Origin of the sequence: Massilia sp. AB1 (genome assembly GCF_018119385.1) — a bacterium.
GTDB lineage: Bacteria > Pseudomonadota > Gammaproteobacteria > Burkholderiales > Burkholderiaceae_D > Telluria.
Genome location: NZ_JAGKSG010000002.1, coordinates 80,088 through 104,297 on the forward strand (window position 1 = coordinate 80,088; position 24,210 = coordinate 104,297).

At 66.7% G+C, this 24,210-nt stretch carries 23 protein-coding genes and 1 tRNA gene; 18 read left to right on the forward strand and 6 right to left on the reverse strand.

Features of this window, described 5'->3' with window-relative positions:
- Positions 1–56: 56 nt before the first annotated feature.
- Positions 57–797 carry a GntR family transcriptional regulator gene (locus tag J8847_RS01645; RefSeq protein WP_211523095.1) on the reverse strand — a complete coding sequence of 247 codons (741 nt, stop codon included), beginning with the start codon at positions 795–797 and terminating at the stop codon, positions 57–59.
- 206 nt (positions 798–1,003) lie between these two features.
- On the opposite strand from J8847_RS01645, the gene J8847_RS01650 reads away from it, so the two are divergent.
- From J8847_RS01650 to J8847_RS01705, 12 genes are all read left to right on the forward strand, one after another.
- Entirely contained in the window at positions 1,004–2,302 is a 1,299-nt protein-coding gene (locus J8847_RS01650) for a serine hydrolase (protein ID WP_229512453.1), read from the forward strand.
- Positions 2,303–2,418: 116 nt separating this feature from the next.
- Positions 2,419–3,654 carry a D-amino acid dehydrogenase gene (locus J8847_RS01655; RefSeq protein ID WP_211522950.1) on the forward strand — a complete coding sequence of 412 codons (1,236 nt, stop codon included), beginning with the start codon at positions 2,419–2,421 and terminating at the stop codon, positions 3,652–3,654.
- An 85-nt stretch (positions 3,655–3,739) separates the two neighbouring features.
- Positions 3,740–4,189 (forward strand): YchJ family protein, encoded by a 450-nt coding sequence (locus J8847_RS01660; protein ID WP_211522951.1) that lies wholly within the window; start codon positions 3,740–3,742, stop codon positions 4,187–4,189.
- A 25-nt stretch (positions 4,190–4,214) separates the two neighbouring features.
- A complete protein-coding gene (locus J8847_RS01665) occupies positions 4,215–5,822 on the forward strand; it encodes a carboxyl transferase domain-containing protein (RefSeq protein WP_211522952.1) in 1,608 nt (535 codons plus the stop codon).
- A gap of 10 nt (positions 5,823–5,832) precedes the next feature.
- The gene (locus tag J8847_RS01670; protein ID WP_211522953.1) at positions 5,833–6,618 is read left to right on the forward strand and encodes an enoyl-CoA hydratase/isomerase family protein; all 786 of its coding nucleotides are present in this window, start codon (positions 5,833–5,835) and stop codon (positions 6,616–6,618) included.
- Between the two features lie 18 nt (positions 6,619–6,636).
- Complete coding sequence (bioA, locus tag J8847_RS01675) at positions 6,637–7,977, forward strand: adenosylmethionine--8-amino-7-oxononanoate transaminase (RefSeq protein WP_211522954.1); 1,341 nt, start codon at positions 6,637–6,639, stop codon at positions 7,975–7,977.
- The gene (gene bioF, locus J8847_RS01680; protein WP_211522955.1) at positions 7,974–9,161 is read left to right on the forward strand and encodes an 8-amino-7-oxononanoate synthase; all 1,188 of its coding nucleotides are present in this window, start codon (positions 7,974–7,976) and stop codon (positions 9,159–9,161) included. The genes bioA and bioF overlap by 4 nt, the downstream gene beginning before the upstream one ends.
- Positions 9,162–9,223: 62 nt before the next feature.
- Positions 9,224–9,985 carry a dethiobiotin synthase gene (gene bioD / locus J8847_RS01685; RefSeq protein WP_229512459.1) on the forward strand — a complete coding sequence of 254 codons (762 nt, stop codon included), beginning with the start codon at positions 9,224–9,226 and terminating at the stop codon, positions 9,983–9,985.
- An 11-nt stretch (positions 9,986–9,996) separates the two neighbouring features.
- Positions 9,997–11,031, forward strand: a complete 1,035-nt coding sequence (gene bioB, locus J8847_RS01690; protein ID WP_211522957.1) for a biotin synthase BioB — start codon at positions 9,997–9,999, stop codon at positions 11,029–11,031.
- Between the two features lie 73 nt (positions 11,032–11,104).
- Positions 11,105–13,129 carry an acetyl/propionyl/methylcrotonyl-CoA carboxylase subunit alpha gene (locus J8847_RS01695; protein WP_211522958.1) on the forward strand — a complete coding sequence of 675 codons (2,025 nt, stop codon included), beginning with the start codon at positions 11,105–11,107 and terminating at the stop codon, positions 13,127–13,129.
- A gap of 29 nt (positions 13,130–13,158) precedes the next feature.
- Complete coding sequence (locus J8847_RS01700) at positions 13,159–14,097, forward strand: glyoxylate/hydroxypyruvate reductase A (protein ID WP_211522959.1); 939 nt, start codon at positions 13,159–13,161, stop codon at positions 14,095–14,097.
- A gap of 1 nt (position 14,098) precedes the next feature.
- Positions 14,099–15,019: a hydroxymethylglutaryl-CoA lyase gene (locus J8847_RS01705; RefSeq protein WP_211522960.1), complete on the forward strand. Its 921-nt coding sequence runs from the start codon at positions 14,099–14,101 to the stop codon at positions 15,017–15,019.
- A gap of 111 nt (positions 15,020–15,130) precedes the next feature.
- Here the strand turns inward: J8847_RS01705 and J8847_RS01710 are convergent.
- Positions 15,131–15,207: transfer RNA gene (locus J8847_RS01710), tRNA-Pro, on the reverse strand.
- 161 nt (positions 15,208–15,368) lie between these two features.
- Here J8847_RS01710 and J8847_RS01715 point away from each other — a divergent pair.
- Positions 15,369–15,890, forward strand: coding sequence for a hypothetical protein (locus J8847_RS01715; protein ID WP_211522961.1), 522 nt, complete (start codon positions 15,369–15,371; stop codon positions 15,888–15,890).
- Positions 15,891–15,894: 4 nt separating this feature from the next.
- Here the strand turns inward: J8847_RS01715 and rsmI are convergent, their stop codons facing one another.
- Positions 15,895–16,800 carry a 16S rRNA (cytidine(1402)-2'-O)-methyltransferase gene (rsmI, locus tag J8847_RS01720; protein ID WP_211522962.1) on the reverse strand — a complete coding sequence of 302 codons (906 nt, stop codon included), beginning with the start codon at positions 16,798–16,800 and terminating at the stop codon, positions 15,895–15,897.
- Positions 16,801–16,814: 14 nt separating this feature from the next.
- Between rsmI and J8847_RS01725 the strand changes: the two genes are divergently transcribed.
- The 5 genes from J8847_RS01725 (at position 16,815) to J8847_RS01745 (ending at position 20,345) form a co-directional block, all read left to right on the forward strand.
- Positions 16,815–18,098: a penicillin-binding protein activator gene (locus tag J8847_RS01725; protein ID WP_211522963.1), complete on the forward strand. Its 1,284-nt coding sequence runs from the start codon at positions 16,815–16,817 to the stop codon at positions 18,096–18,098.
- A 1-nt stretch (position 18,099) separates the two neighbouring features.
- Positions 18,100–18,456, forward strand: coding sequence for a YraN family protein (locus J8847_RS01730; protein WP_211522964.1), 357 nt, complete (start codon positions 18,100–18,102; stop codon positions 18,454–18,456).
- 71 nt (positions 18,457–18,527) lie between these two features.
- Positions 18,528–19,124 (forward strand): phosphoheptose isomerase, encoded by a 597-nt coding sequence (locus J8847_RS01735; RefSeq protein ID WP_211522965.1) that lies wholly within the window; start codon positions 18,528–18,530, stop codon positions 19,122–19,124.
- Entirely contained in the window at positions 19,117–19,755 is a 639-nt protein-coding gene (locus J8847_RS01740; protein WP_229429544.1) for a BON domain-containing protein, read from the forward strand. The genes J8847_RS01735 and J8847_RS01740 overlap by 8 nt, the downstream gene beginning before the upstream one ends.
- Before the next feature lie 71 nt (positions 19,756–19,826).
- Positions 19,827–20,345: a peroxiredoxin gene (locus J8847_RS01745; RefSeq protein ID WP_211522966.1), complete on the forward strand. Its 519-nt coding sequence runs from the start codon at positions 19,827–19,829 to the stop codon at positions 20,343–20,345.
- Here the strand turns inward: J8847_RS01745 and J8847_RS01750 are convergent.
- From J8847_RS01750 to lipA, 3 genes are all read right to left on the reverse strand, one after another.
- Entirely contained in the window at positions 20,342–20,767 is a 426-nt protein-coding gene (locus J8847_RS01750; protein WP_211523098.1) for a PaaI family thioesterase, read from the reverse strand. The two genes, J8847_RS01745 and J8847_RS01750, sit on opposite strands and share 4 nt — an antisense overlap.
- Before the next feature lie 200 nt (positions 20,768–20,967).
- Positions 20,968–22,950 carry a helicase-related protein gene (locus J8847_RS01755; protein ID WP_211522967.1) on the reverse strand — a complete coding sequence of 661 codons (1,983 nt, stop codon included), beginning with the start codon at positions 22,948–22,950 and terminating at the stop codon, positions 20,968–20,970.
- A gap of 260 nt (positions 22,951–23,210) precedes the next feature.
- A complete protein-coding gene (gene lipA / locus J8847_RS01760; protein WP_211522968.1) occupies positions 23,211–24,203 on the reverse strand; it encodes a lipoyl synthase in 993 nt (330 codons plus the stop codon).
- Positions 24,204–24,210: the final 7 nt, after the last annotated feature.

A 24,210-nucleotide genomic window follows, 5' to 3' on the forward strand; every position in this document is an offset into this window, starting at 1 on the left:
AATACCAATCCGGCAAGCGATCTTATGAAAGGATCGGCTGCGATCATGCCAATAAGTTATGTGGATCGTCTGAGCTCGGCCACGAAGTCGTAGTGGTCGCTGCGGCAGTACGAGTGCGTCAGCTCGACCGGCTCGCCTGATTCCAGGTAGCCGACCCGGGTAATGAACAGCACGGCCCGCCCTTCCGGGATATCCAGGCGCTCGGCCAGGTCGGCCGGCGCGTTCATGGCGCGGATGTGCTGCAGCGCGCGCACCGGCAAGTGGCCGGTCTTGGCCAAGTGGGCGTAGAGCGAATCGATCACGCCTTCAGGGCGCGGCAGCACGGTGGCCGGGATCACGCTGACCTCGTAGGCCATCGGCAGGTCGTCGGCCAGGCGCAGGCGCTCCAGCCGCGCCACGCGGGTGCCCGGCGACAGGCCCAGCGAGAGCTGCTCGTCGGCGTCGGCCGGCAATACCTCGCGCCGCAGCCAGTGCGAGCCCGGACGGTAGCCGCGCTGCTGCAGCTGTTCCGAAAAGCTCGACAGGTTGGACAGGGGCTGCTCGATGCGCGGCGCGATGTAGTTGCCCGAACCGCGGCGGCGCACCACCAGGCCCTGGTCCACCAGCTGGTCGATGGCCTTGCGCGCGGTGACGCGCGAAACATCCAGCAGCTCGGACAAGGTGCGTTCGGACGGCAGCGCCTGGTCGGCCTGGTAGCGCCCGTCGCGCACGTCTTGCGCGAGCTTGCGCGCCAGCTGCATGTAGAGCGGCGAGTTGTCTTCCAGGTTGACCTGGAAACCGGTGCTGGGGGGTGTCATGGACATGGAACGAGTGTAGCGGCTGTGCCGGGCGCTGGATCGGCCGGCCTCATGAAAAAATCTTGTATGCGCATGTGGCGGAGTTATGAGCATACCACTTGATGCCAATGCAAAACGGTTATGGCCGCGTGACGGCTATTCATTTGGCAAGGATTCCGCGCTGTCCGTATGCTCATCCGGGTGAACGCATCAATACGGAGACGGGAATGAACCAGGGCAGGCGGTCGGTGCTGGGAATGGTGATGCTGGGTGCGATGGAGCCGCTGTTCGCGGCGCCGCCGGCCATGGCCGGTCTCCAGCGCCGGCTCGATAGCGAGCTGGCCGCCATCGTCGACGATCCGGCCATGCAGCTGGCCAGCCTGTCGGTGCTGGCGATCCGCGCCGGCCAGCCGGTCTACGAAGGCGCTTTCGGCCGCCGTAGCATCGGCCCGGACCGCCCTGCCACGCCGGAAACGCTGTACCGGATCGCCTCGGTCTCCAAGCTGCATACCACGCTCGGCCTGATGCGCCTGGTCGAAGACGGCAAGCTGGACCTGGACGCCGACGTCTCCGGCTACCTCGGCTTCCCGCTGCGCAATCCCCATTTTCCCAAACAGCCCATCAGCCTGCGTCTGATCCTGAGCCATACCTCCTCGCTGCGCGACGACGGCGGCTATTCCTGGCCGAACACGACCGCGCTGAAAGACGTGCTGGCGCCGGGAGCGGCCGCGATGTGGTCGGCCAAGGCGGCGCCGGGCGAGTATTTCACATACTGCAACCTCGGCTGGGGCATCATCGGCACCGTCATGGAGCGGGTGACCGGCGAACGCTTCAACGCGCTGATGCAGCGCCTGCTGTTCAAGCCGCTCGGCATCGAAGCGGCCTACCACCCCTCCGAGCTGGCTCCGGGCGCGCTGGCCAACCTGGCTACCTTGTACCGCAAGCGCACTACCGATACCGAGATCTGGAACGCGGCCGGCCCGTGGATCGCCCAGGTCGACGACTACAGCGCGAAACCACCCGCAAGCCTGGCCGGCTATGTGCCGGGGGTGAATGCCACACCCTACAGCCCGACGGGCGGCCTGCGCATCTCGGCGCGCGGCCTGGGCGTGGTCATGCGCATGCTGATGCAGGGCGGGATGCACGGTAACACCCGGATTCTCAAGCGCGAAACGCTGGAGCATATGTTCACGCGCCAGTGGACCTACGACCCCGCCCGCGGCAACGGCGCCACCCTGGACGGTTTTTATCAGGCCTGGGCCCTGGGCAACCAGCAGTTCCCCGACCGTCCCGGTATGCGCCTGGTCGAAGGCGGTTTCGACGCCATCGGCCACCTGGGCGATGCCTATGGTTTGCGCTCGGTGTTCGCTTTTGAGCGCGCGACCGGCAACGGCATGGTGGTGCTGGTGGGCGGCAGCTCGGCCGATCCGGAAACGCAAAAGGGCAGCTACTCGGCCCTGGCGCGCTTCGAGGAGCGCATCCTCACCGCCCTGTACCGGCAGGCGATCGTCGGCCAACAGAACTGAACGGGTGTCCAAATGCGCGCATATATCTCGGTTATGAGCGCTCGCTCAGCATTCATTGGCTTGTGCGCGGCCAAACCCCTAAGCTCACCCTCCGAATCTGAAAAAATGAGTTTGAAATGCAGCACATAATCGTCATCGGCGGCGGCGTGGTCGGCCTGACTTCCGCCTGGTGGCTGGCGGAGGCAGGCTATGGCGTCACCCTGCTGGAGCGCGCGCCCGAGGTGGGCAGCGGCGCCAGCTACGGCAACGGCGGGCAGCTCAGCTACCGCTACGTCTCGCCTCTCGCCGACGAAGGCGTGCCGCTCAAGGCGCTCCAGTGGCTGTTCCAGGAGAACGGCCCGCTGCGTTTCAAACCGGAAGCCGACCTGCGCCAATACCGCTGGCTGGCCAGCTTCCTCGCCCACTGCCGCGCCGACGTCAACCGCCGCACCACCGCCAAGCTGCTCGAACTGGGCGAACTGTCGCGCCAGTCGATGAAGCAGCTGGAAGTGAAGGTGCCGCTCGAGGACTTCGACTGGCGCGATGCCGGCAAGCTGGTCGTGTATCGTTCGCGCGACATTTTCGAGAAAGCCGCGGCCAAGGCCGGCGCCGGCCAGATCTGGTCGCCGAAGGATTGCGCCGAGCGCGAACCTTCGCTGGCGGCCGCCGAGCCGCTGCTGGCGGGCGGCATCTACAACGCCGGCGAAGCGGTGGCCGACTGCCACGCCTTCTGCCAGGCGCTGGGCGTCCAGCTGCGCCAGCATCCGAACTTCAAGGGCATCGTCCACGGCGAGGCGCGGCGCCTGCGTGCCGAGAAAGGCCGCATCATCGGTATCGAGACCGGCAATGGCATCCTGACTGCCGATGCTTACGTGCTGGCGGCCGGCATCCAGAGCCGCGACTTGTCCGACAGCGTCGGCATCCGCCTGCCGCTCTACCCGCTCAAGGGCTACAGCCTGACCGCGCCGATCCGCACGGATGATGTCGCGCCCGAGATCAGCGTCACCGACTTCGAGCGCAAGGTGCTGTACGCGCGCATCGGCGACAAGCTGCGGGTGGCGGCCATGGTCGACATGGTGGGCGAAGACCTGCGCCACGACCCCAAGCGGGTCGACAGCCTGACGCGCCAGGTGCGCGAGACCATGCCGCGCGCGGCCGACTATTCGAAAGTGTCGGTCTGGGCCGGCCTGCGCCCGGCGACACCGAGCAGCGCACCGATCATCGGCGCCACGCCCTACGACAACCTGTGGCTGAACGTCGGCCACGGCCCGCTGGGCTTCACCTTCGCCTGCGGCACCGCCGCGCTGCTGGCCGGGGCGATGCAGGGCAAGGCGCCGCCATTTACGCTCGGTGGGCTGACCCTGAAGGCCTGAAAGCCGGCAACCGAGCGGCATCGGCGCCGTGCCGATTCGGCAGGCGGCAGCTCCCGCTCGGGCGAAATCGCGGATAATTGCCGCCATGTCTACCCGTCCTGCCTCTTCCGCTGCCTGCCCATGCGGCGGCGCCTCGTTCGACACCTGCTGCGGTCCTTTCCTCTCTGGCGCAGCCCTGCCGCCCACGGCGGAAGCCCTGATGCGCTCGCGCTATACCGCCTACGCGCTCAAGGACGAGCCTTATTTGTTGTCAACCTGGCATCCCAGTACCCGGCCGACCGAGCCCATCATCGATGAAAAAGAGCCCATCCGCTGGCTCGGTCTTGAGATAAAATCTGCTTTACGTTTACGTCAACGTAAAGTAAATTTGCCGGACCATCCAGACAGCGACACGGTGGAATTCGTCGCCCGCTTCAAGATCGGCGGACGCGCGCACCGGCTCCACGAAGTGAGCCGTTTCCTGCGCGAGCCCGATCCCGCCGGCGGCGCCCCGCGCTGGTTCTACCTGGACGGCAGTTTCCCTGACAAAGAATAAAGCAGAGACATTTAGAGGACGGCCCATGCCCCAGATCGAGAGCAAACTCAACCCGCGCAGCGAGGACTTCAAGACCAACGCCGCAGCCATGCAGGCGGTCGTGGACGACCTGCGCGCCAAGGTCGCCCAGATCGCCAAGGGCGGCGGCGAAGCCGCGTCAAGCAAGCACGTCGCCCGCGGCAAGCTGCTGCCGCGCGACCGCGTAGAGAATCTGCTCGACCCGGGCACGCCCTTCCTCGAGTTCTCCCAGCTGGCCGCCTACGAGATGTACGAGGGCGCCGCGCCGGCAGCGGGCATCATCACCGGCATCGGCAAGGTCGCCGGCCAGGAGTGCGTGATCGTCTGTAACGACGCCACCGTCAAGGGCGGCACCTATTACCCGATGACGGTCAAGAAGCACCTGCGCGCCCAGGAGATTGCCGAGCAGAACAACCTGCCCTGCATCTACCTGGTCGACTCGGGCGGCGCCAACCTGCCGAACCAGGACGACGTGTTCCCGGACCGCGACCACTTCGGCCGCATCTTCTACAACCAGGCCAACATGTCGGCCAAGGGCATCCCGCAGATCGCGGTGGTGATGGGCTCCTGCACCGCCGGCGGCGCCTACGTGCCGGCCATGAGCGACGAGTCGATCATCGTCAAGGAACAGGGCACCATCTTCCTGGGCGGCCCTCCCCTGGTGAAGGCCGCGACCGGCGAAGTCGTAACCGCCGAAGACCTGGGCGGCGGCGATGTCCATACCCGCCTGTCGGGCGTGGCCGACCACCTGGCCCAGAACGACCTGCACGCGCTGTCGCTGGCCCGTAACATCGTCTCCAACCTGAACCGCAGCAAGCCGGTCCAGGGCGTCATCGTCGAGAACGTCGAACCGAAGTACGCGCCGGAAGAACTCTACGGCGTGATCCCGGTCGATACCCGCAAGCCCTTCGACGTGCGCGAAGTGATCGCGCGCGTGGTCGATGGCAGCGAATTCGATGAATTCAAGGCGCGCTACGGCACCACCCTGGTGTGCGGCTTCGCCCACATCTACGGCATGAAGGTCGGCATCATCGCCAACAACGGCATCCTGTTCTCGGAGTCGGCGCTCAAGGGCACCCACTTCATCGAACTGTGCTGCCAGCGCAAGATCCCGCTGGTCTTCCTGCAGAACATCACCGGCTTCATGGTCGGGCGCAAGTACGAAAACGAAGGCATCGCCCGCAACGGCGCCAAGATGGTGACCGCGGTCGCCACTGCCTCGGTGCCGAAGTTCACCGTCATCATCGGCGGCTCCTTCGGCGCCGGCAACTACGGCATGTGCGGCCGCGCCTTCTCGCCGCGCTTCCTGTGGATGTGGCCGAACGCGCGCATCTCGGTGATGGGCGGCGACCAGGCGGCGTCGGTGCTGGCGACCGTCAAGCGCGACGGCATCGAAGCCAAGGGCGGCCAGTGGTCGGCGGACGAAGAAAACGCGTTCAAGCAGCCGATCAAGGACCAGTACGAGCACCAGGGCCACCCCTACTATGCGTCGGCGCGCCTGTGGGACGACGGCGTCATCGATCCGGCCGACACCCGCATGGTGCTGGGCCTGGGCCTGTCGGCGGCGCTGAACAAGCCGATCGAAGACACGAAGTTCGGCGTGTTCCGCATGTAAGGAGATGAACATGGACTATCAAACCCTGACCGTCTCCATCGCCGACAAGCTGGCCACCGTCACCCTGAACCGCCCGGACCTGCGCAACGCCTTCAACGAGCACTCGATCGCCGAGCTGGCGCTGGTGTTCGATGAACTGGGCCGCAATGAACTGGTGCGCGCGATCGTCCTGGCCGCCAACGGCCCGGCCTTCTGCGCCGGCGCGGACCTGAACTGGATGAAGAAGATGGCCGGCTACTCGCACAGCGAGAACCAGGAAGACGCCATGCGCCTGGCCGACATGCTGCGCACCATCTACCTGTGCCCGAAGCCCACCGTGGCCAAGGTGCAGGGCGACTGCTACGCTGGCGGCATGGGCCTGGTGGCGGCCTGCGACATCGTCGTGTCCGCCGATACCGCCTGCTACTGCCTGTCCGAAGTGAAGCTGGGCCTGATCCCGGCAACCATCTCGCCCTATGTCATCAAGGCCATGGGCGAGCAGGCCGCGCGCCGCTACTTCCTGACCGCGGAGCGCTTCGACGCGAAGGAAGCGCTTCGCATCGGCTTCGCCCATGAAGTGGTGACGGCGGATGAACTGGACACGACCGTGGCCGGCATCGTGAAAAACCTGGTCAACAACAGCCCGAACGCCGTCATGGAAGCCAAGAAGCTGGTGCGCGAAGTGGTCGGCGCGCCGGTCACCGATGCGCTGCTGGCCGATACGGCCAGCCGCATCGCCGCCATCCGCGCCTCCATGGAAGGGCGCGAGGGCGTGGCTTCCTTCCTCGAGAAACGCAAGCCCTCCTGGCTGAACTGAAGTATTGGAAGAATCATCGTGAAGCAGCACACCTCCTCCGACTGGATCGCACGCAGCCTGCGCAGCGTCTGGCATCCCTGCACGCAAATGCAGCACCACGAGGAGGTGCCGCTGATCGCGGTCAGCCACGGCAAGGGCCCATGGCTGGTCGACCATGAAGGCCGCCGCTACCTGGACGCCATCAGCTCCTGGTGGGTCAACCTGTTCGGCCACGCCAACCCGCGCATCAACGCGGCGCTGAAGGACCAGCTCGACCGCCTGGAACACGCCATGCTGGCCGGCTTCACCCACGAGCCGGTGATCGAGCTGTCGGAACGCCTGGCCGAGCTGACCAATTACGCGCTGGGCCACGCTTTCTACGCCTCGGACGGCGCATCCGCGGTCGAGATCGCGATGAAGATGAGCTTCCACGCCTGGCGCAACGCGGGCTACCCGGCCAAGCAGGAATTCGTCTGCCTGCAGGGCAGCTACCACGGCGAGACCATCGGCGCCCTGGCCGTCACCGACGTGCCGCTGTTCAAGGACGCCTACGGCCCGCTGCTGCGCGCTTCCCACGTGGTGCCGGCGCCGGATGCGCGCAATGCGAACGAAGGCGAATCGAGCCAGGACGTGGCGCGCCGCGCCATCGAGGAAGTGCGCAAGCTGTTCGAGGAACGCGCCGACAAGATCGCCGCCATCATCGTCGAGCCGCTGGTGCAGTGCGCGACCGGCATGGCGATGTACGACCCGCTCTACCTGGAACTGCTGCGCGAGCTGTGCGACCAGCACCACGTGCACCTGATCGCCGACGAGATCGCTGTCGGCTGCGGGCGTACCGGCACCTTCTTCGCCTGCGAGCAGGCGGCGATCTGGCCGGATTTCCTGTGCCTGTCGAAAGGCATCAGCGGCGGCTACCTGCCGCTCTCGCTGGTGCTCACCAAGGACGAGATCTACCAGGCCTTCTACAGCGAAGACATTACGCGCGGCTTCCTGCACTCGCACTCCTACACCGGCAATCCGCTGGCCTGCCGCGCGGCCCTGGCCACGCTCGACATCTTCCGCGACGACGATGTGCTGGCGCGCAACCGCGAACTGGCGACCAAGCTCACCATCGCGCTGGCCCCGCTGGCCGAGCACGAGCGCGCGCGCCACTTCCGCCAGCGCGGCATGATCTTCGCATTCGACGCGGTGGAACCGGATACCCGGCGCGCCTCGACCTTCTCGCGCCGCTTCTTCTCCACCGCCGTGGAAAACGAACTGCTGCTGCGCCCCATCGGCCGCACCGTCTACCTGATGCCGCCCTATGTGCTGGACGACGAGGAAGTCGCCGGCCTGGCCGCGCGCACGCAGAAGGTGTTCGAATCCGTGATCGCGCCATGAACCTGATCGCGAACATCGACCGCAAGCTCGCCCAGCTGGCCGAGCAAAGCCTGGTGCGCCGCCTGCGCGTGGCCGACAGCGCCTGCGCGCCGAACCAGATCGTGGACGGCCGCGCCATGCTGGCCTTCTGCAGCAACGACTACCTGGGCCTGGCCGCGCACCCTGCGGTCATCGAAGCATTGCGGGAAGGCGCCAGCTTGTACGGCGCCGGCAGCGGCGCCTCGCACCTGGTCAGCGGCCATAGCCGCGCCCACGCGCTGCTGGAAGAGCGCCTGGCCGACTGGATGACGCCCTGGCTGGTCCAGCCGCGCGCGCTCTACCTGTGCACCGGCTACATGGCCAACCTGGCGATCCTGACCGCGCTGGGCGCGGATGCGGACGCCATGATCTTCTCGGAAGCGCTCAACCACGCCTCCCTGATCGACGGCGCACGCCTGGCCAGGGCCGGCGTCAGCGTCTACCCGCACGGCGACGTGGAAGCGCTCGAGCGCCAGCTGCAAGCCTGTAGCGCGGGCACCAGGATCGTGGTCACCGACAGCGTATTCAGCATGGACGGCAACCTGGCCCCGCTGCCGCAGCTGCTCGCCGTATGCGAGCGCCACGGCGCCTGGCTGGTGATCGACGACGCCCACGGTTTCGGCGTGCTGGGCGAACAGGGCCGCGGCGCGCTCGAGCACTTCGGACTGCGCTCGCCCAACCTGGTCTACATGGGGACGCTCGGCAAGGCGGCCGGCGTCGGCGGCGCCTTCATCGCGGCGCACAGCAGCGTGATCGAATTCATGGTCCAGCGCGCCCGTCCCTACATCTACACGACCGCCGCGCCCCCGGCCCTGGCCCATGCCCTGCTCGCCAGCCTTGATATCATAGGCGGACCCGAGGGCGCGGATCGGCGCGCTCACCTGGCTGCCCTGGTGGCGCACCTGCGCGACGCGCTGCGTCTCAGGCACTGGCAGCTGGCGCCGTCGAACACGGCGATCCAGCCGGTCATCATCGGCAGCAACGACGACGCGCTGCGTGCATCGAGCGCCCTGCACGAGCAGGGCCTGTGGGTGCCCGCGATCCGTCCGCCGACCGTGGCCCCGGGCACCGCGCGCCTGCGCGTGACCCTGAGCGCGGCCCACAGCCACGACGAGGTCGCGCGGCTGGCGCGCGCGCTCAACGAACTGGAAAGAGCCGCGACATGAAAAACCTGAACGAACCCGAACAGCCAGTGGCCCCGCCGCCGGTGGTCAGTACGCCGCCGCGCATGCTGGAGCCGGCGCTGGAGCCGCTGCCCGAGCCGCGCGCCGCCGACATCAAGCCGCCGCGCTTCTGCTGCTTCGTCACCGGCACCGATACCGAGATCGGCAAGACCCTGGTCTCCGCCGCGATCCTGCACAAGCTGGTGCAGAGCGGCCGCCGCGCCTGCGGCATGAAACCGATCGCCGCCGGCGCCGACATGATCGGCGGAGAGCTGCACAACGAGGACGCCGACATGCTGGCGGCCGCCGGCAACGTGCACCTGCCCTCCTCGATCACCACGCCCTTCATGCTGCGCGAACCGGCGGCGCCGCACATCGCCGCCGCGCTGGAAGGCGTGACCATCGACCCGGTGCCGATCATCGCCGCCTATGCCGAGATCCAGGCCGCCTCCGATGCGGTGGTGGTCGAGGGCGTGGGCGGCTTCCGCGTGCCTTTCAACGACGATTTCGACAGTGCCGACCTGGCCGCCCAGCTCAACCTGCCGGTGATCCTGGTGGTGGGCCTGCGGCTGGGCTGCATCAGCCACGCGCTGCTGACTGTGGAAGCCATCGTGGCGCGTGGCCTGGTGCTGGCCGGCTGGGTCGCCAACACGGCGGACGCCGACATGCGCTTCATGCAAGAGAATATCGACGCGCTGGCACAGCGCATCCCGGCGCCGCTGCTGGGCCATGTGCCGCGTCTTGAACACCCCACGGCCGCCGCTGCGGCCGACTACATTGACCTCGCGGGACTGCCGGGCTGGCCGTCCTCGCGGGTCCAGATCTAAAAGGAATTCCCATGTCCCAAACTAACACCGTCGCCCTGCACCGCCCGACCGCCGCGATCAAGGAACGTCCCGACGCCACCTGGCCGCTGGCCGATGTGCTGGCGCTGTTCGAGCTGCCGTTCCCGGAACTGATGCACCGCGCCCAGACCGTGCACCGCGCCAACTTCCCGGACGGCGACGTCGAGCTGGCCACCCTGCTGTCGATCAAGACCGGCGGCTGCGAAGAAGACTGCGGCTACTGCCCGCAGGCGGCGCGCTACGACACCGGCGTGGAAGCCAAGAAGATCCTCGACATCGACACCGTGCTGGACGCGGCGCGCCAGGCCAAGGCCAGCGGCGCCACCCGCTTCTGCATGGGCGCGGCATGGCGCAGCCCGAAAGAGCGCGACATGGAAAAGGTCGAGAACATGGTGCGCGAAGTGAAGGCCCTGGGCCTGGAAACCTGCGCCACCTTGGGCATGCTGGAAGAAGGCCAGGCGGAACAGCTGAAGAACGCTGGCCTGGACTACTACAACCACAACATCGACACCGCGCCTGACTTCTACAACAACGTCATCTCGACCCGCGAATACCAGGACCGCCTGGACACCCTGGGCCGCGTGCGCAACGCGGGCCTGAAGGTCTGCTGCGGCGGCATCGTGGGCATGGGCGAGACGCGCGAGCAGCGCGCCGGCCTGATCGCCCAGCTGGCCAACCTGAACCCGTATCCGGAATCGGTGCCGGTCAACCACCTGGTGCAGGTGGAAGGCACGCCGCTGCACGGCGTCGACAAGCTCGATCCGATCGAATTCGTGCGCACCATCGCGGTGGCGCGCATCACCATGCCGCAGGCGCGCGTGCGCCTGTCGGCCGGCCGCCGCGAACTGGGTGAAGCCGTGCAGGCGATGTGCTTCATGGCCGGCGCCAACTCAATCTTCTACGGCGACAAGCTGCTCACCACCGGCAACCCGGAAGCGGACGACGACCGCGTCCTGCTGGAAAAGCTCGGCCTCAAGACCCGCGCGGCCACGCTGGACTCGGTGCAGAAGGAAGCCTGCGGCTGCTGATGCATCTCTTGCGCGGCCGGGAGACATGGCCGCGCACTCTTCCTCCGAACAACCATAAGCGAAAGATAGACGCATGTTCACCAAGATCCTCATCGCCAACCGTGGCGAAATCGCCTGCCGTGTCGCCGCCACCGCGCGCCGCATGGGCATCCGCACCGTGGCCGTGTATTCGGAAGCCGACGCCGGCGCCAAGCACGTGGCGGTCTGCGATGAGGCGGTCCTGATCGGCCCTGCCGCCGCCAAGGACAGCTACCTGCGCGGCGCCAAGATCATCGAGGTGGCCAAGGCCCTAGGGGTCCAGGCGATCCACCCGGGCTACGGCTTCCTGTCCGAGAACGCCGAGTTCGCGGAAGCGGTGCAGGCGGCAGGACTGGTGTTCATCGGCCCGCCGGGTTCCTCGATGCGCGCGATGGGTTCCAAGTCGGCCGCCAAGCAGCTGATGGAGGCTGCCCGCGTGCCGCTGGTGCCGGGCTACCACGGCGACAACCAGGAGCCGGCGTTTCTCCGCCAGCAGGCCGACCGCATCGGCTATCCGGTGCTGCTCAAGGCCAGCGCCGGCGGCGGCGGCAAGGGCATGCGCGTGGTCGAGCGTTCGGAAGACTTCGAAGCCGCGCTGGCCTCGTGCAAGCGCGAAGCGATCAGCTCCTTCGGCGACGACAAGGTGCTGGTCGAGAAATACCTGATCCGCCCGCGCCACATCGAGATCCAGGTGTTCGCCGACACCCTCGGCAACTGCGTCTACCTGCACGAACGCGACTGCTCGGTGCAGCGCCGCCACCAGAAGGTGCTGGAAGAGGCGCCGGCGCCGGGCATGAGCCAGGACCGCCGCGCCGCCATGGGCGAAGCGGCCGTCAACGCCGCGCGCGCCGTGGGCTACGTGGGCGCCGGCACGGTGGAGTTCATCGCCAACCAGGACGGCTCCTTCTATTTCATGGAGATGAACACCCGCCTGCAGGTGGAGCACCCGGTCACCGAAATGATCACCGGCACCGACCTGGTCGAATGGCAGCTGCGCGTGGCCGCAGGCCAGCCGCTGCCGAAGAAGCAGAGCGAGCTGGCGATCCACGGCCATGCGATCGAGGCGCGCGTCTACGCCGAGAACCCTGAAAAGGGTTTCCTGCCGTCGATCGGCACCCTGCGCCACATGGACACCCCGCGCGCCGTCGAGTTCGAGCTGGGCGCGGACGGCGCCAACCCTGCCGCCGTGCGCGTCGATTCGGGCGTGCGCGAAGGCGATGCGATCTCGCCCTTCTATGACCCGATGATCGCCAAGCTGATCGTCTGGGGCGCGGACCGCACCCAGGCCCTGGCGCGCCTGTCGCAAGCCCTGGCCGAGTTCCGCATCGTCGGCCTGGCCACCAACATCGCCTTCCTCAAGCGCCTGGTCGAAGGCGAAGCCTTCTCGACCGCCGACCTGGACACCGGCCTGATCGACCGCCATGGCGCGGCCCTGTTCCCGGCGCCGTCGGCCGCCCCGCTGGGCGCGCTGGCCCTGGCCGCCCTGTCGCTGTCCCTGGGCGAAACGGTACGCGGCGCTGCCAACCCGGCCGATCCGTGGTCCCAGGCGCGCGGCTGGCGCATGAACGGCGACTACCGCCGCGTGCTGTCGCTGGCGGACGAAGGCGGCAGCTACCAGGTGGGCCTGACCTACCGCCACGATGGCTGGGAGGTCGACCTCGACGGCCAGCGCCAGCGTGTGGAACTGGTCGCCCAGGACGGCGCCGAGCTGTCGCTGCGCGTGGGCGAGACCTCGCTGCACGGCTGCGTGCGCAGGGATAGCAACGTCAGCGGCGAGCTGTTCCACGTATTTACCGGTGGCCGCCATTACACCCTGTCGTACAATGACCCGATGGCGCACGCCGGCGAGCAGGAAGCCGCGGGCGGACGCCTGACTGCCCCGATGCCGGGCAAGGTGGTTGCGGTGATGGCCTCGTCCGGCCAGGAAGTGAAGAAGGGCGAGCCGCTCGTGATCATGGAAGCGATGAAGATGGAGCACACGATTTCCGCGCCGAGCGACGGTCTGGTGGAAGAAGTGCTGTACCAGGTCGGCGACCAGGTGGCGGATGGCGCGCCGCTGTTGGCATTCAAGGCGGCGTAACACAACCCTAAAAATAACAAGGGGGAGACATGCGCATACTGCTGTACCGGGGTGACGGCGTCATCGAGCCGTGGATGCGCGAATTCGCAAGCATCATGCCGCAGGCCGAAACGGTGGCCTGGAAGGAGGGCGAAGTCCTCGCCCCCTGCGACTATGTAATCCTGTGGAACCCTGCCCCGGCCCTGCTGGAGCAGCTTTCCCTGCAGTCCCAGCTCAAGGCGATCTTCCTGATGGGCGCCGGCGTCGACGCCCTGCTCAAGTTCGGCGAAGCCCTGCCCCAGGTGCCGCTGGTGCGCCTGGGCGACGCCGGCATGGGCGTGCAGATGGCCGAGTATGTGGCGCACGCGGTGCTGCGCTACTTCCGCCGCTTCGACGAATACGAGCAGCAGGCCAGGCACGGCGCCTGGCATCCGCTGCCGCAGATCGCCAAGGAAGACTTCCCGATCGGCGTCATGGGCCTGGGCCGGCTCGGCATGCCGGTGGTCGAGGCGATGCGCCATTTCGGCTTTCCGGTGCTGGGCTGGAGCCGCACGCCCAAGAGCATTCCGGGCGTCGAGACCTATGCCGGCATGGAGCAGCTCGAGCCCTTCCTGCGCGGCACCCGGGTGCTGGTCTGCCTGCTGCCGCTGACGGCAGAGACGGCCAACCTGCTCGACCGCCACAACCTGGGCAAGCTGCAGCCGGGCGCCTACCTGATCAATGTCTCGCGCGGCGCCATCATCGCCGAGCCGGACCTCATGACCCTGATCCGTTCCGGGCACATCGCCGGCGCCACGCTGGACGTGTTCCGCCACGAGCCGCTGCCGGCGCCGCATCCGTTCTGGAACGAGCCGCGCATCAGCATCACCCCGCATATTTCGGCGCTCACCGTGCGCCCTGACGCCGTCCACCAGATCGCCGAGAAGATCGCGGCGCTGGAGAACGGCCAACCGGTCGGCGACGTGGTCGACCGCACTATAGGATACTGAAATGATTCAACAACCCGGCCTGCCGAAGAAGGTCAAGATTGTCGAAGTGGGGCCGCGCGATGGCCTGCAGAACGAGAAAGAGGCGCTGTCGGCCGATATCAAGGTGGAACTGGTCGAGCGCCTGGCGCGCGCCGGCTTCGCCAACGTGGAAGCGGCCGCCTTCGTGTCGCCCAAGTGGGTGCCGCAGATGGCCACCAGCGCCGAAGTCATGGCGCGCATCGAACGCATCCCTGGCGTGATCTATTCGGCCCTGGTGCCGAACATGCAAGGCTTCGAGCTGGCCCTGGCCGGCAAGGCGGACGAAGTGGTGGTGTTCGGCGCGGCCTCGGAAGCCTTCTCGCAGAAGAACATCAACTGCTCGATCGCCGAGTCGATCAAGCGCTTCGAGCCGGTGGCCAAGGCCGCCAAGGACCATGGCCTGCGCCTGCGCGGCTCGATCAGCACGGCCTTCGGCTGCCCCTACCAGGGCGAGGTGCCGCTGGATGCGGTGGGCGACGTGGTGGCGCGCATGCGCGACCTGGGCTGCGACGAGATCGATATCGCCGACACCATCGGCGTGTCGACGGCGCGCAAGACCCAGGCGGTGATGCTGCGCGCGGCGCAGGAATTCCCGATCGAGAAGCTGTCGGGGCATTTCCACGATACTTACGGGCAGGCGCTGGCCAACATCTACGCGGCGATGGAAGTGGGCGTGGCGATCTTCCACTCGTCGGTGGCGGGGCTGGGCGGTTGCCCGTACGCCAAGGGCGCGACGGGGAATGTGGCGACCGAGGATGTGCTGTACCTGATGCAGGGGCTCGGGATCGAGACGGGCGTGGACCTGGATCAGATCGTCGATGCGGGCTTGTTCATTTCCGAGAAGCTGGGGCGCAAAAGTGTGAGCCGGGCGGGGAATGCGCTGGCGGCGAAACGCGCCGGTTGAGTTCCCGGTACGCACGCAAACTTGGATCCCGGCCGGGATCCAAGTTTTTTCGCGCAGCCGCGAAAAAGAAAAAGGCCGACAACTTTCGCTGTCGGCCTTTTCTTTGAATCTTGGTCGGAGTACAAGGATTCGAACCTTGGACCCTCTGGTCCCAAACCAGATGCGCTACCGGGCTGCGCTACACTCCGAGAAGACAGATAATAGCCCGTCGGCGTGACCTGGTCAAGGTTTCGCGGCAAAATACCCCGAAATGTCGCATTCTTCGACACAGATGAGGTGACCGCGAGGTGACCATACAGTGACTTTCACAGCATCCTACGCCAACCGGCGGCTGTTCCTCGGTATCGCCGTGTCGCTGACCGTGCACCTGCTGTTCGTGCTCGGCTACCGCGGCCTGGGACCTGCGGCGCCTGTGTTTGCCCTCGCCGAACCGGCGCCGATCGCCGTCACGATCCGCCCTCCCCCTCCGCCGGAACCGCCGCAACGCCTGGCGCCGCCGCAAACACCGGCCGCTTCCCGGCCCGCGCGCACCGCGCCCCGGAAAAAAATCATCGCCGTGCCAATAACGCCAAAAAAAGAAGCAGAGGCCCCCTTCATCGTCCAGCAGCCGGAAACGCCGCCCGAGGACGCCCCCAAATTCGACATGGAAGCCGCGCGCCGGATTGCACGCGAGAACGCGCATCTGCGCGATCCCGGCAAGGAGGGAACAGCGCTGGCGCAATTTCCGGAAGAACCGCTACAGACGGAATCGAAGCTGGCACGCGCCATCAGCAAGGCCAAGCGCCCGAATTGCAAGGACGGCATCCCGGGAGGCCTGCTGGCGCCGCTGTACCTGATGATGGACAAGAAAAACAGCGGCTGTAAATGGTGAACGCTTATTCGCCCTTGATCTGCAAAGCGCGCTCGTACAAGGCGTTCTTCTTGCGCCCCGTGATCTGCGCCGCCAGGTTCGCCGCCTGCTTCACGCTGCACTCGGTGAGCAGGATCTGCAGGATGCGCTCCGCTTCCGCATCCTGTTCGTCGGTCTCGGCCACCGCGCCTTCCACCAGCACGACGAACTCGCCGCGCTCGCGGTGCTGGTCGGCCTTCACCCAGGCCAGCGCCTCGCTCAGCGCGCAGCGGTGCACTTCCTCGAACAGCTTGGACAGCTCGCGCGCGAACACCACCTGGCGCGTCGGCTCGAAGGCCTCCATCAGGGCTTCGACGCAATCGACGATCCGGTGCGGCGCCTCGTAGAACACCAGGGTCGAGGCCTCGCGCACCAGGGGCGCCAGCGCCGCCTCGCGCTGCTTGGACTTGGCCGGCAGGAAGCCGACGAAGTGGAAGCGGTCGTTCACCAGCCCGCTCGCGGACAGCGCGGTAATCGCCGCCGACGGCCCCGGCAGCGGCACCACGTTCAGCCCGGCGTTGCGCACCGCATCGACGATGCGCGCGCCGGGGTCGGACACGGCCGGCGTGCCCGCATCGGAAACCAGGGCCACGCGCTGGCCCGCCTGCAGGCGTTCGACGATCTTGTCCGCCACCTCGCGCTCGTTGTGCTGGTGCGCGGCGATGGTCTGCTTGTTCAGGCCGAAGCGCTGCAGCAAGGCCCCCGTCTTGCGCGTGTCTTCACAGGCCACGACGTCGGCCAGCGCCAGCAGGTGCAGGGCGCGCAGCGTGATGTCGGTGACGTTGCCGATCGGTGTAGCCACGACATACAGCGTTGCGGTAGGATAGGACTGCTGGGCCGCCTCGCCCATGACGGGAAGCCGGGCGATGTCGATGGTCTGCTGTTCTGCCATAAAAAGAGGTTCCGATGCTGAAGAAGAATAATTTCAAGGGCCTGCGCGCCGCGATCACTGCCCTTGGCGCCATGAGCGTAGCAGGTTTGCTCACCGCCTGCGGCAGCACACCCTTGCCGCCCGATACCGGCTGCGGCGTGCCGGGCGGATTGTGCGCGCCCAGGGCGCCGGTGACAAGTGCGCCGCCTGTCGAACCAAGCTATACCCCGCCGCCCCCTGCCGACGCGGGCACGCGCACCAGTCCGGTCGAACTGCCGCCGCGCGCCGACGGCACAGCGGCCGCGCCGCTGGCCGGCGGTCCCGGCGCACGCATCGCGCTGCTGCTGCCGCTCGAATCGCAAGCCCTGGCGCAGCCGGCCGAAGCGCTGCGCGCCGGCTTCATGGCCGCCTGGGAACGCGACCGCGCGGGCGTCACGGTCAACGTGGTGTCCACCGGCGACTCCACCCAGGCCACGCTCGACGCCTACGCGCGCGCCGCCGACCAGAACGACATCGTGGTCGGCCCCCTGGCCCGTTCCGCCGTGGCCGCGCTGGCGTCCAGCGGCAGCCTCCGCAAACCAACGATTGCCCTCAATCACCCGCAAACCGGCGGCCCGCTGCCGCGCCAGATGCTGGTCATCGGCCTGTCGCTGGAAGACGAAGCGCGCCAGGTCGCCGACTGGGCCGCCGCCGAACAGCCGGGCGGCCGCGCCCTGATCGTCACCGGCCCGGCCGCCTGGCAGCAGCGCCTGTCCGGCGCCTTCGCCGCGCGCTGGTCGCAGCTGGGCAACACGCATGCGGTGGCCGAACTGCCGATCGCCGACGGCTATGTCGACGGCAATGCATTGGCCGACCTGCGCGCACGCCTGCAGGCCGAGCCGCCGCAGCTGGTCTATGCGGCGCTCGACGCGGTGCAGCTGCGCCAGGTGCGCAGCGCGCTCGGCACCTCGCTGCCGACCTACGGCACCGCCTCGGTCAACCCGGGCCGCGATCCCGGCGCCGCCGCGCCGGAGCTGGCCGGCGTGCGCATCCTCGACCTGCCCTGGGCCGTGCAGCCCGATCATCCTTCGGTCAGCGTCTATCCGCGCTGGAGCGGCAACGAGGGTGTCGACACCCAGCGTCTGTACGCGCTCGGCATCGACGCCTTCCGCATCGCGCGCGAGCTGGCCCTGCGCCCGGGCAGCGTGTTCGAGGTCGACGGCGTGACCGGCCGCCTGAAGATCGACATGGGCGGCGCCACGCCAAGCTTCCGCCGTGATGAAACCGGCGTCGTCTATCGCGACGGCGGCGTGTTCGAACAAGCGGCTTTCGGGCGCTGACATGTGGCTCGGGCGCCTGTCATTACGGCAGGCCCAGGGCCAGGACTGGGAACAGGCCGCCCTCGCCTACCTCAAGCGCCACAAGCTGACGCCGGTCGAGCAGAACTTCCGCTGCAAGGCCGGCGAAATCGACCTGATCATGCGCGACGGCGCTTCCCTGGTATTCGTCGAGGTGCGCCAGCGCAGCGGCGCCGGGCACGGCGGGGCCGCCGCCAGCATCACTCCCGCCAAGATCCGCCGCCTGACCCGGGCCGCCCAGGTCTACCTGTTGCGTTTTCCCGTCACTCCACCCTGCCGTTTCGACGTGATTGCCATCGACGGCGAGCGGATTTCCTGGCTGAAGGACGTGATCAACTGAGTCATTGAAATGTAAGCAATTTTTACCATCATTGCCCGCCCGTGCTTGCCACTGCACTATAATCGTCGGCTATGAACACTCAACGCATCCTCGCTCACTTCCAGGAGAGCGCCGACCTGAAGATGAAGTCGGCCGCGGCCCTGTCCCCATCCATTTCGCAGGCGGTCGAACTGATGTTCTCCGCTCTGTCCAACGGCAACAAGATCCTGGCATGCGGCAACGGCGGTTCCGCCGCCGACTGCCAGCACTTTGCTGCCGAACTCGTCGGGCGCTTCGAGCGCGAGCGCTTCCCGCTGCCGGCGATCGCACTGACCACCGATACCTCGATCATGACGGCGGTGGGCAACGACTACAGCTTCAAGGAGATCTTCTCGAAGCAGGTGCAGGCCTTCGGCCAGGCGGGCGACGTGCTGCTGGCGATTTCGACCTCGGGCAACTCGGCCAACGTGCTGGCGGCGGTCGAGGCGGCGCTGGAGCGCGAAATGCGCATCGTAGCCTTCACCGGCAAGGACGGTGGCGCGCTCGGCAAACTGCTGACCGACGCCGACGTGCACATCAATGTCCAGCATGCCCGCACCGCGCGCATCCAGGAAGTGCACCTGCTTGCCATTCACTGTATTTGCGACGGTATCGACGTCGCGCTGTTCGGAGGAGATGAGAATGCGTAATGCGCGCCGGCCCATGGCCGTGCTGTTGACCAAAGTTGTCCTGGGTTCCGCCCTGCTGGCTTCGCTGCAGGGCTGTGTCGCCCTGGTCGCGGGCGGCGCCGCCACCGGCGTGATGGCCTCGCTGGACCGCCGCACCCTGGGCATGCAGACCGAAGACAAATCGATCACGGTCAAGGCCGAGCTCAAGATGCCGCAGATCACCGGCGAGAACGGCCACGTCAACGTCACCAGCTACAACCGCCGCGTCCTGCTGACCGGCGAAGTGCGCGACGAAGCGATGAAGCAGGCGGTCGAGCGCGAAGTGCGCGCCATCGCCAACGTGGTCTCGGTGATCAACGAGCTGGAAATCGCCGGCCCGTCGAGCTACACCTCGCGTTCCAACGACGCGCTGATCACCACCAAGGTCAAGGCCAGCCTGGTCGACATGAAGACCGTGTCGGCGAACTCGTTCAAGGTCACGACCGAGCGCGGCGTGGTCTACCTGCAGGGTCTCGTCACCCCGCGCGAAGGCAATATCGCCGCCGACGTCGCCAAGGGCGTGTCGGGCGTGAACCGGGTCGTGAAGGTCTTCGAGTACATCAGCGAAGAAGACGTCAAGCTCCTGGACAAGAACGCCCAGCCGGCCCAATAAGCTGCAATGAGCGAAACCTGAAACAGCGGCAGGACTATAATGGTCCTGCCGTTTTTTTATCCGCATCGACCATGACCGCTCCTACCTCTTCCCGTTCCTGGGTCAAGCCTGCCGCCATCGCCGCGGTGGTGCTCGCGCTGGCCGGCGTCGGCTATGCCTCCTTCAGCAGCAGCACGCCGGCGCCCGACGTCACCTTCATCGGCATCGATGGCGAGAAGATCTCGACCGCTTCGCTGCGCGGCAAGGTGGTGATGGTGAACTTCTGGGCCACGTCCTGCGTCACCTGCGTCAAGGAGATGCCGGCGATGGTCGAGACCTACAACAAGTTCAAGGGACAGGGGCTGGAGTTCGTCGCCGTGGCGATGCAGTACGACCCGCCCAACTACGTGCTGAACTTCACCGAGACGCGCAAGCTGCCGTTCAAGGTGGCGATCGACTCCGCCGGCGACATCGCCAAACAGTTCGGCGACGTCAGCCTGACACCGACCACCTTCGTGATCGACAAGCAGGGGCGAATCATCAAGCGCTATGTCGGCGAGCCGGATTTTTCGCAGCTGCAGGCGCTGCTGCAAAAAGAACTGGCTGGTTAAGCCTTCGGATACAGCAGCATCTGGGTGCAGCGGAACAGGGCGATGGTCTTGCCGCTGGCCTGGTCGGTGACCGTCGCATCCCATACCTGGGTCGTGCGGCCGCAATGAACGGCCGTGGCGACGCAGGTGATCAATCCTTCGCGCGCGGTGCCCAGGTGGTTCGATTTCAGTTCGATGGTGGTGAAGCTCTGGGCGCCTTCCGGGAGGTTGCTGATGCAGCCGTAGCCGGCGCAGGTATCGGCCAGGGTCACGACGCTGCCGGCGTGCAGGTAGCCGTTGGGAGCCAGGTGGAAGGGTTCGACCTTCATCTCGGCCGCGACCTTGCCGGGGCTGACTTCGAGGATGCGGATGCCCAGGTGGCCGGGGAAGAAGGCGGAGCCGAACTGGTTGAAGGATTCGGGGGTGTGCTTGGTGGTCACGATGTGTCGCTCGTTAGTGCAAAAGCGGGATCGTACACGGTGTCGGTTGTTTACGCTGGAGGGTGCACTCGAATCTGTAGGCTGCTCTTCGAAACTTGGGTTCCGGCTTTCGCCGGAACGACGGTCTTAAGGCGGACCACTAGCGGTTGAGTCGTCGTTCCGGCGAAGGCCGGAACCTAAGTTCGCAGAACAGCCCGGAAATCTTAACGCCTCCGGCGCCCGCCCCCTTCCCCACGCCTCTGCCTCGCCGCCGCATTCTGCTGCTGCAACAAGGAATCCACCCTCTCCGACGCCTCGCGCGCCAGCTCCTGCGCCTGCTCGATACTCGGAAAGAACTCCGGCTCCCGATACCCCAGCCACGCATACGCCGAGTACATGCGGCAGGTATCCTCGACCTCCTGCAAGTTCATGTAGAACAGCTGCTGCGGATGCGGCGTCAGCTTGCACACCTTTTTCTTGGCCAGCGACAGCGCCCAGTGCTCCCAGGCGCTTTGCAGCATCGGCACCTTGGTCGAAATCGGCACCAGCGACAGCATGAACTTCTCCGCCACCGACAGCGGCAAGGTATCGAGCCATTCGGCGCGCTCGTTCTGCTCCTCGGTGATGCGCGGATAGAAGAAGCCGTCCGGTACGTCGATGTTGTGCACGAAGCGCTTGAGCAGCTTCACCAGCGAGGTCTCGCCGGTCACCGACGAGATCCGGTGCAGCTGCTCCAGCGAAGGCGCCACCGCGAAGCCGGTGGCCGGCACCGGCGGGATCTTTTCCTTCATCAGCGAGCGCATCACCGAATGCGTCTCGTCGTCGTAGCCCGCGACAAAGCCTTCCTCGTGCACGCCGTAGCGCCCTGCCCGGCCGGCGATCTGCTTGGCCAGCGCGGCGGAGATCTCTTCCTCCTCATAGCCGTTGTACTTGACTGCGGTGGTCATCACGATGCGCGCGATCGGCATGTTCAAGCCCATCGCCAGCGCATCGGTGCCGACCACGATGTCGGCCTGCCCTTCGCGGAAGCGTTCGGCCTGCGCGCGCCGCACCTCCGGCGACAGGTTGCCGTAGACGGTCGCCACCGACAGGCCCTTCTCGGTAATCATGTCGCGCCACATCAGCACGTCGCGCCGCGAGAAAGCGATCACCGCGTCGCCGCGGCGCAGGTTGGACAGCTTGCGCACAGGCGAATCTTCCATCGCCAGCGGCGCCATGCGCTTGAGGACGTGCACTTCGAGCGGCACTTCCAGGCGCTCGGCCAGGGCCTCGATCGCGCGCCGCGCTTCCGGGGCGCCGACCAGGTAGACGGTGGCTGCCGGGGCGCCGCACACGGCCGTGGTCCAGGCGGCGCCGCGGTCGCGGTCGGCCAGCATCTGGATCTCGTCGATCACGGCGACTTCGACCTGGCGCTTGGTGTCCAGCATCTCGACCGTGCTGGCCACGTGGGTCGCGCCTTCCGCCAGGCGGCGTTCCTCGCCGGTGATCAAGCTGACCTTGATCTCCTCGCCATGCGGACGGGCGGCCTGCAGGCGCTCGTAGTTTTCCAGTGCCAGCAGGCGCAGGGGCGCGAGATAGACGCCGCTGGAAGCCTTGGCCAGCGCTTCCATTGCGCGGTGGGTCTTGCCGGAGTTCGTGGGCCCAAGCAGCGCGATGAACTTGCGCGGCATGCGGCTGGCCACGTCGAAGGACTGCGGATACTCGGCCAGGTTGATGCTTTCCTTGGTGCGCGCGGCGTGGCGCTCTTCCTGCTCGCGTTCGACCGCATGGGTCAGACGCTGCGAAATGCGCTGGAACACGAATTCGGCCGGCTCGGAGGTTTCCAGCTCGTCGAGCACGTCGAGGAAGAGCATGGGGTTCCAGCCGAATTCGTCGGCGTCCTCGGCGATGTCCTGGACGAATTCCTCGGTCTCGGCATGCAGGCGCGCGATGGCGTCCTCAGAGGTGCGTTCCTCGATCAGCTCGCGGCGCGCCAGCAGGTCCATCTTGCGCCACTTGCTCGGCTTGGCCAGCACGCCGCGCGCCGGCACCAGGCGGTAGGGCACGCGCAGGCCTTCGTAGCGCACTTCGCCGGAGAAGCGCAGGAAAACGCGGCCTTCCATCTTGACCAGCTCGATGCCGCGGCGGCTGAGTGCGAGCTCGCGCTCCAGGTAAGCGTCGTCGTCTTCGGTGTTGTCGGAAGGGGGATGGTCTCGGTGCTCACTCATGGTCGTTTGAACGATGTCTTCTTGTTATCAACTATAGCGTGGATGCGGCGGGTACAGCGTTTCGATGCGGGGAGGAAAATCTACGCTATTTATTTTTCGCTACCCTAAAAACCGTCGTCCCCGCGAAGGCGGGGATCCAAGTTCTGCTTGCGTTAACGAAACGCTGACAAACTTGGATCCCCGCCTTCGCGGGGACGACGGGGACGCTAGCGAGTACTAGTCAGTGCTAACTAGTGCTAGCGGGGAGTCGAGCCGGAGACTCAGGCGGCGACGCCTGCGTCGTGCGCCTGCTGGTCTGCGTGGTAGGACGAACGCACCATCGCGCCCACTGCGGCGTGCACGAAGCCCATCTCGTAGGCCTTCTCTTCGAACATCTTGAAGGTGTCCGGGTGCACGTAGCGGCGCACCGGCAGGTGCGAGTTCGACGGCGCCAGGTACTGGCCAATGGTCAGCATGTCGATGTCGTGCTCGCGCATGTCGCGCATCACTTCCAGGATCTCTTCGTCGGTCTCGCCCAGGCCCACCATCAGGCCCGACTTGGTGACCGCGCTCGGGTACATCTTCTTGAAGTCGCGCAGCAGCACCAGCGAGTGCTTGTAGTCGGCGCCCGGGCGCGCTTCCTTGTACAGGCGCGGCACGGTTTCCAGGTTGTGGTTCATCACGTCCGGCAGGCCGTCGGCGAAGATGTTCAGGGCCTTTTCCAGGCGGCCGCGGAAGTCCGGCACCAGCACTTCGATCTTGGTGTTCGGCGACAGCGCGCGGGTCTTGGTGATGCACTCGACGAAGTGGCCGGCGCCGCCGTCACGCAGGTCGTCGCGGTCGACCGAGGTGATCACGACGTAGGACAGGCGCAGGTCGGCGATGGTCTTGGCCAGGTTGCCCGGCTCGTTGACGTCCAGCGGGTCCGGACGGCCATGGCCGACGTCGCAGAACGGGCAGCGGCGGGTGCACTTGTCGCCCATGATCATGAAGGTCGCGGTGCCCTTGCCGAAGCATTCGCCGATGTTCGGGCAGCTGGCTTCCTCGCACACCGTCACCAGGTTGTTGGCGCGCAGGATGTCCTTGATCTCGTAGAAACGCGAGGACGCGGTCGCCGCCTTCACGCGGATCCAGTCCGGCTTCTTCAGGCGCTCGGTCTCGGCGATCGGAATGATCTTGATCGGGATGCGCGACGTCTTGCTGGCGCCCTTCTGCTTTTCGCTGGCGTTGTAGGCGGAGGCGGCGGCGTTGCCGTTATCGATTTCGGAAGTCATTGGCGTA

Excerpts from the sequence above, each read along its gene's own strand:
- J8847_RS01645 (WP_211523095.1), bottom strand. The coding sequence starts at position 797 with ATGACACCCCCCAGCACCGGTTTCCAGGTCAACCTGGAAGACAACTCG.
- J8847_RS01650 (WP_229512453.1), top strand. The coding sequence starts at position 1,004 with ATGAACCAGGGCAGGCGGTCGGTGCTGGGAATGGTGATGCTGGGTGCG.
- J8847_RS01655 (WP_211522950.1), top strand. The coding sequence starts at position 2,419 with ATGCAGCACATAATCGTCATCGGCGGCGGCGTGGTCGGCCTGACTTCC.
- J8847_RS01660 (WP_211522951.1), top strand. The coding sequence starts at position 3,740 with ATGTCTACCCGTCCTGCCTCTTCCGCTGCCTGCCCATGCGGCGGCGCC.
- J8847_RS01665 (WP_211522952.1), top strand. The coding sequence starts at position 4,215 with ATGCCCCAGATCGAGAGCAAACTCAACCCGCGCAGCGAGGACTTCAAG.
- J8847_RS01670 (WP_211522953.1), top strand. The coding sequence starts at position 5,833 with ATGGACTATCAAACCCTGACCGTCTCCATCGCCGACAAGCTGGCCACC.
- bioF (WP_211522955.1), top strand. The coding sequence starts at position 7,974 with ATGAACCTGATCGCGAACATCGACCGCAAGCTCGCCCAGCTGGCCGAG.
- bioD (WP_229512459.1), top strand. The coding sequence starts at position 9,224 with ATGCTGGAGCCGGCGCTGGAGCCGCTGCCCGAGCCGCGCGCCGCCGAC.
- bioB (WP_211522957.1), top strand. The coding sequence starts at position 9,997 with ATGTCCCAAACTAACACCGTCGCCCTGCACCGCCCGACCGCCGCGATC.
- J8847_RS01695 (WP_211522958.1), top strand. The coding sequence starts at position 11,105 with ATGTTCACCAAGATCCTCATCGCCAACCGTGGCGAAATCGCCTGCCGT.
- J8847_RS01700 (WP_211522959.1), top strand. The coding sequence starts at position 13,159 with ATGCGCATACTGCTGTACCGGGGTGACGGCGTCATCGAGCCGTGGATG.
- J8847_RS01705 (WP_211522960.1), top strand. The coding sequence starts at position 14,099 with ATGATTCAACAACCCGGCCTGCCGAAGAAGGTCAAGATTGTCGAAGTG.
- rsmI (WP_211522962.1), bottom strand. The coding sequence starts at position 16,800 with ATGGCAGAACAGCAGACCATCGACATCGCCCGGCTTCCCGTCATGGGC.
- J8847_RS01725 (WP_211522963.1), top strand. The coding sequence starts at position 16,815 with ATGCTGAAGAAGAATAATTTCAAGGGCCTGCGCGCCGCGATCACTGCC.
- J8847_RS01730 (WP_211522964.1), top strand. The coding sequence starts at position 18,100 with ATGTGGCTCGGGCGCCTGTCATTACGGCAGGCCCAGGGCCAGGACTGG.
- J8847_RS01735 (WP_211522965.1), top strand. The coding sequence starts at position 18,528 with ATGAACACTCAACGCATCCTCGCTCACTTCCAGGAGAGCGCCGACCTG.
- J8847_RS01740 (WP_229429544.1), top strand. The coding sequence starts at position 19,117 with ATGCGTAATGCGCGCCGGCCCATGGCCGTGCTGTTGACCAAAGTTGTC.
- J8847_RS01745 (WP_211522966.1), top strand. The coding sequence starts at position 19,827 with ATGACCGCTCCTACCTCTTCCCGTTCCTGGGTCAAGCCTGCCGCCATC.
- J8847_RS01755 (WP_211522967.1), bottom strand. The coding sequence starts at position 22,950 with ATGAGTGAGCACCGAGACCATCCCCCTTCCGACAACACCGAAGACGAC.
- lipA (WP_211522968.1), bottom strand. The coding sequence starts at position 24,203 with ATGACTTCCGAAATCGATAACGGCAACGCCGCCGCCTCCGCCTACAAC.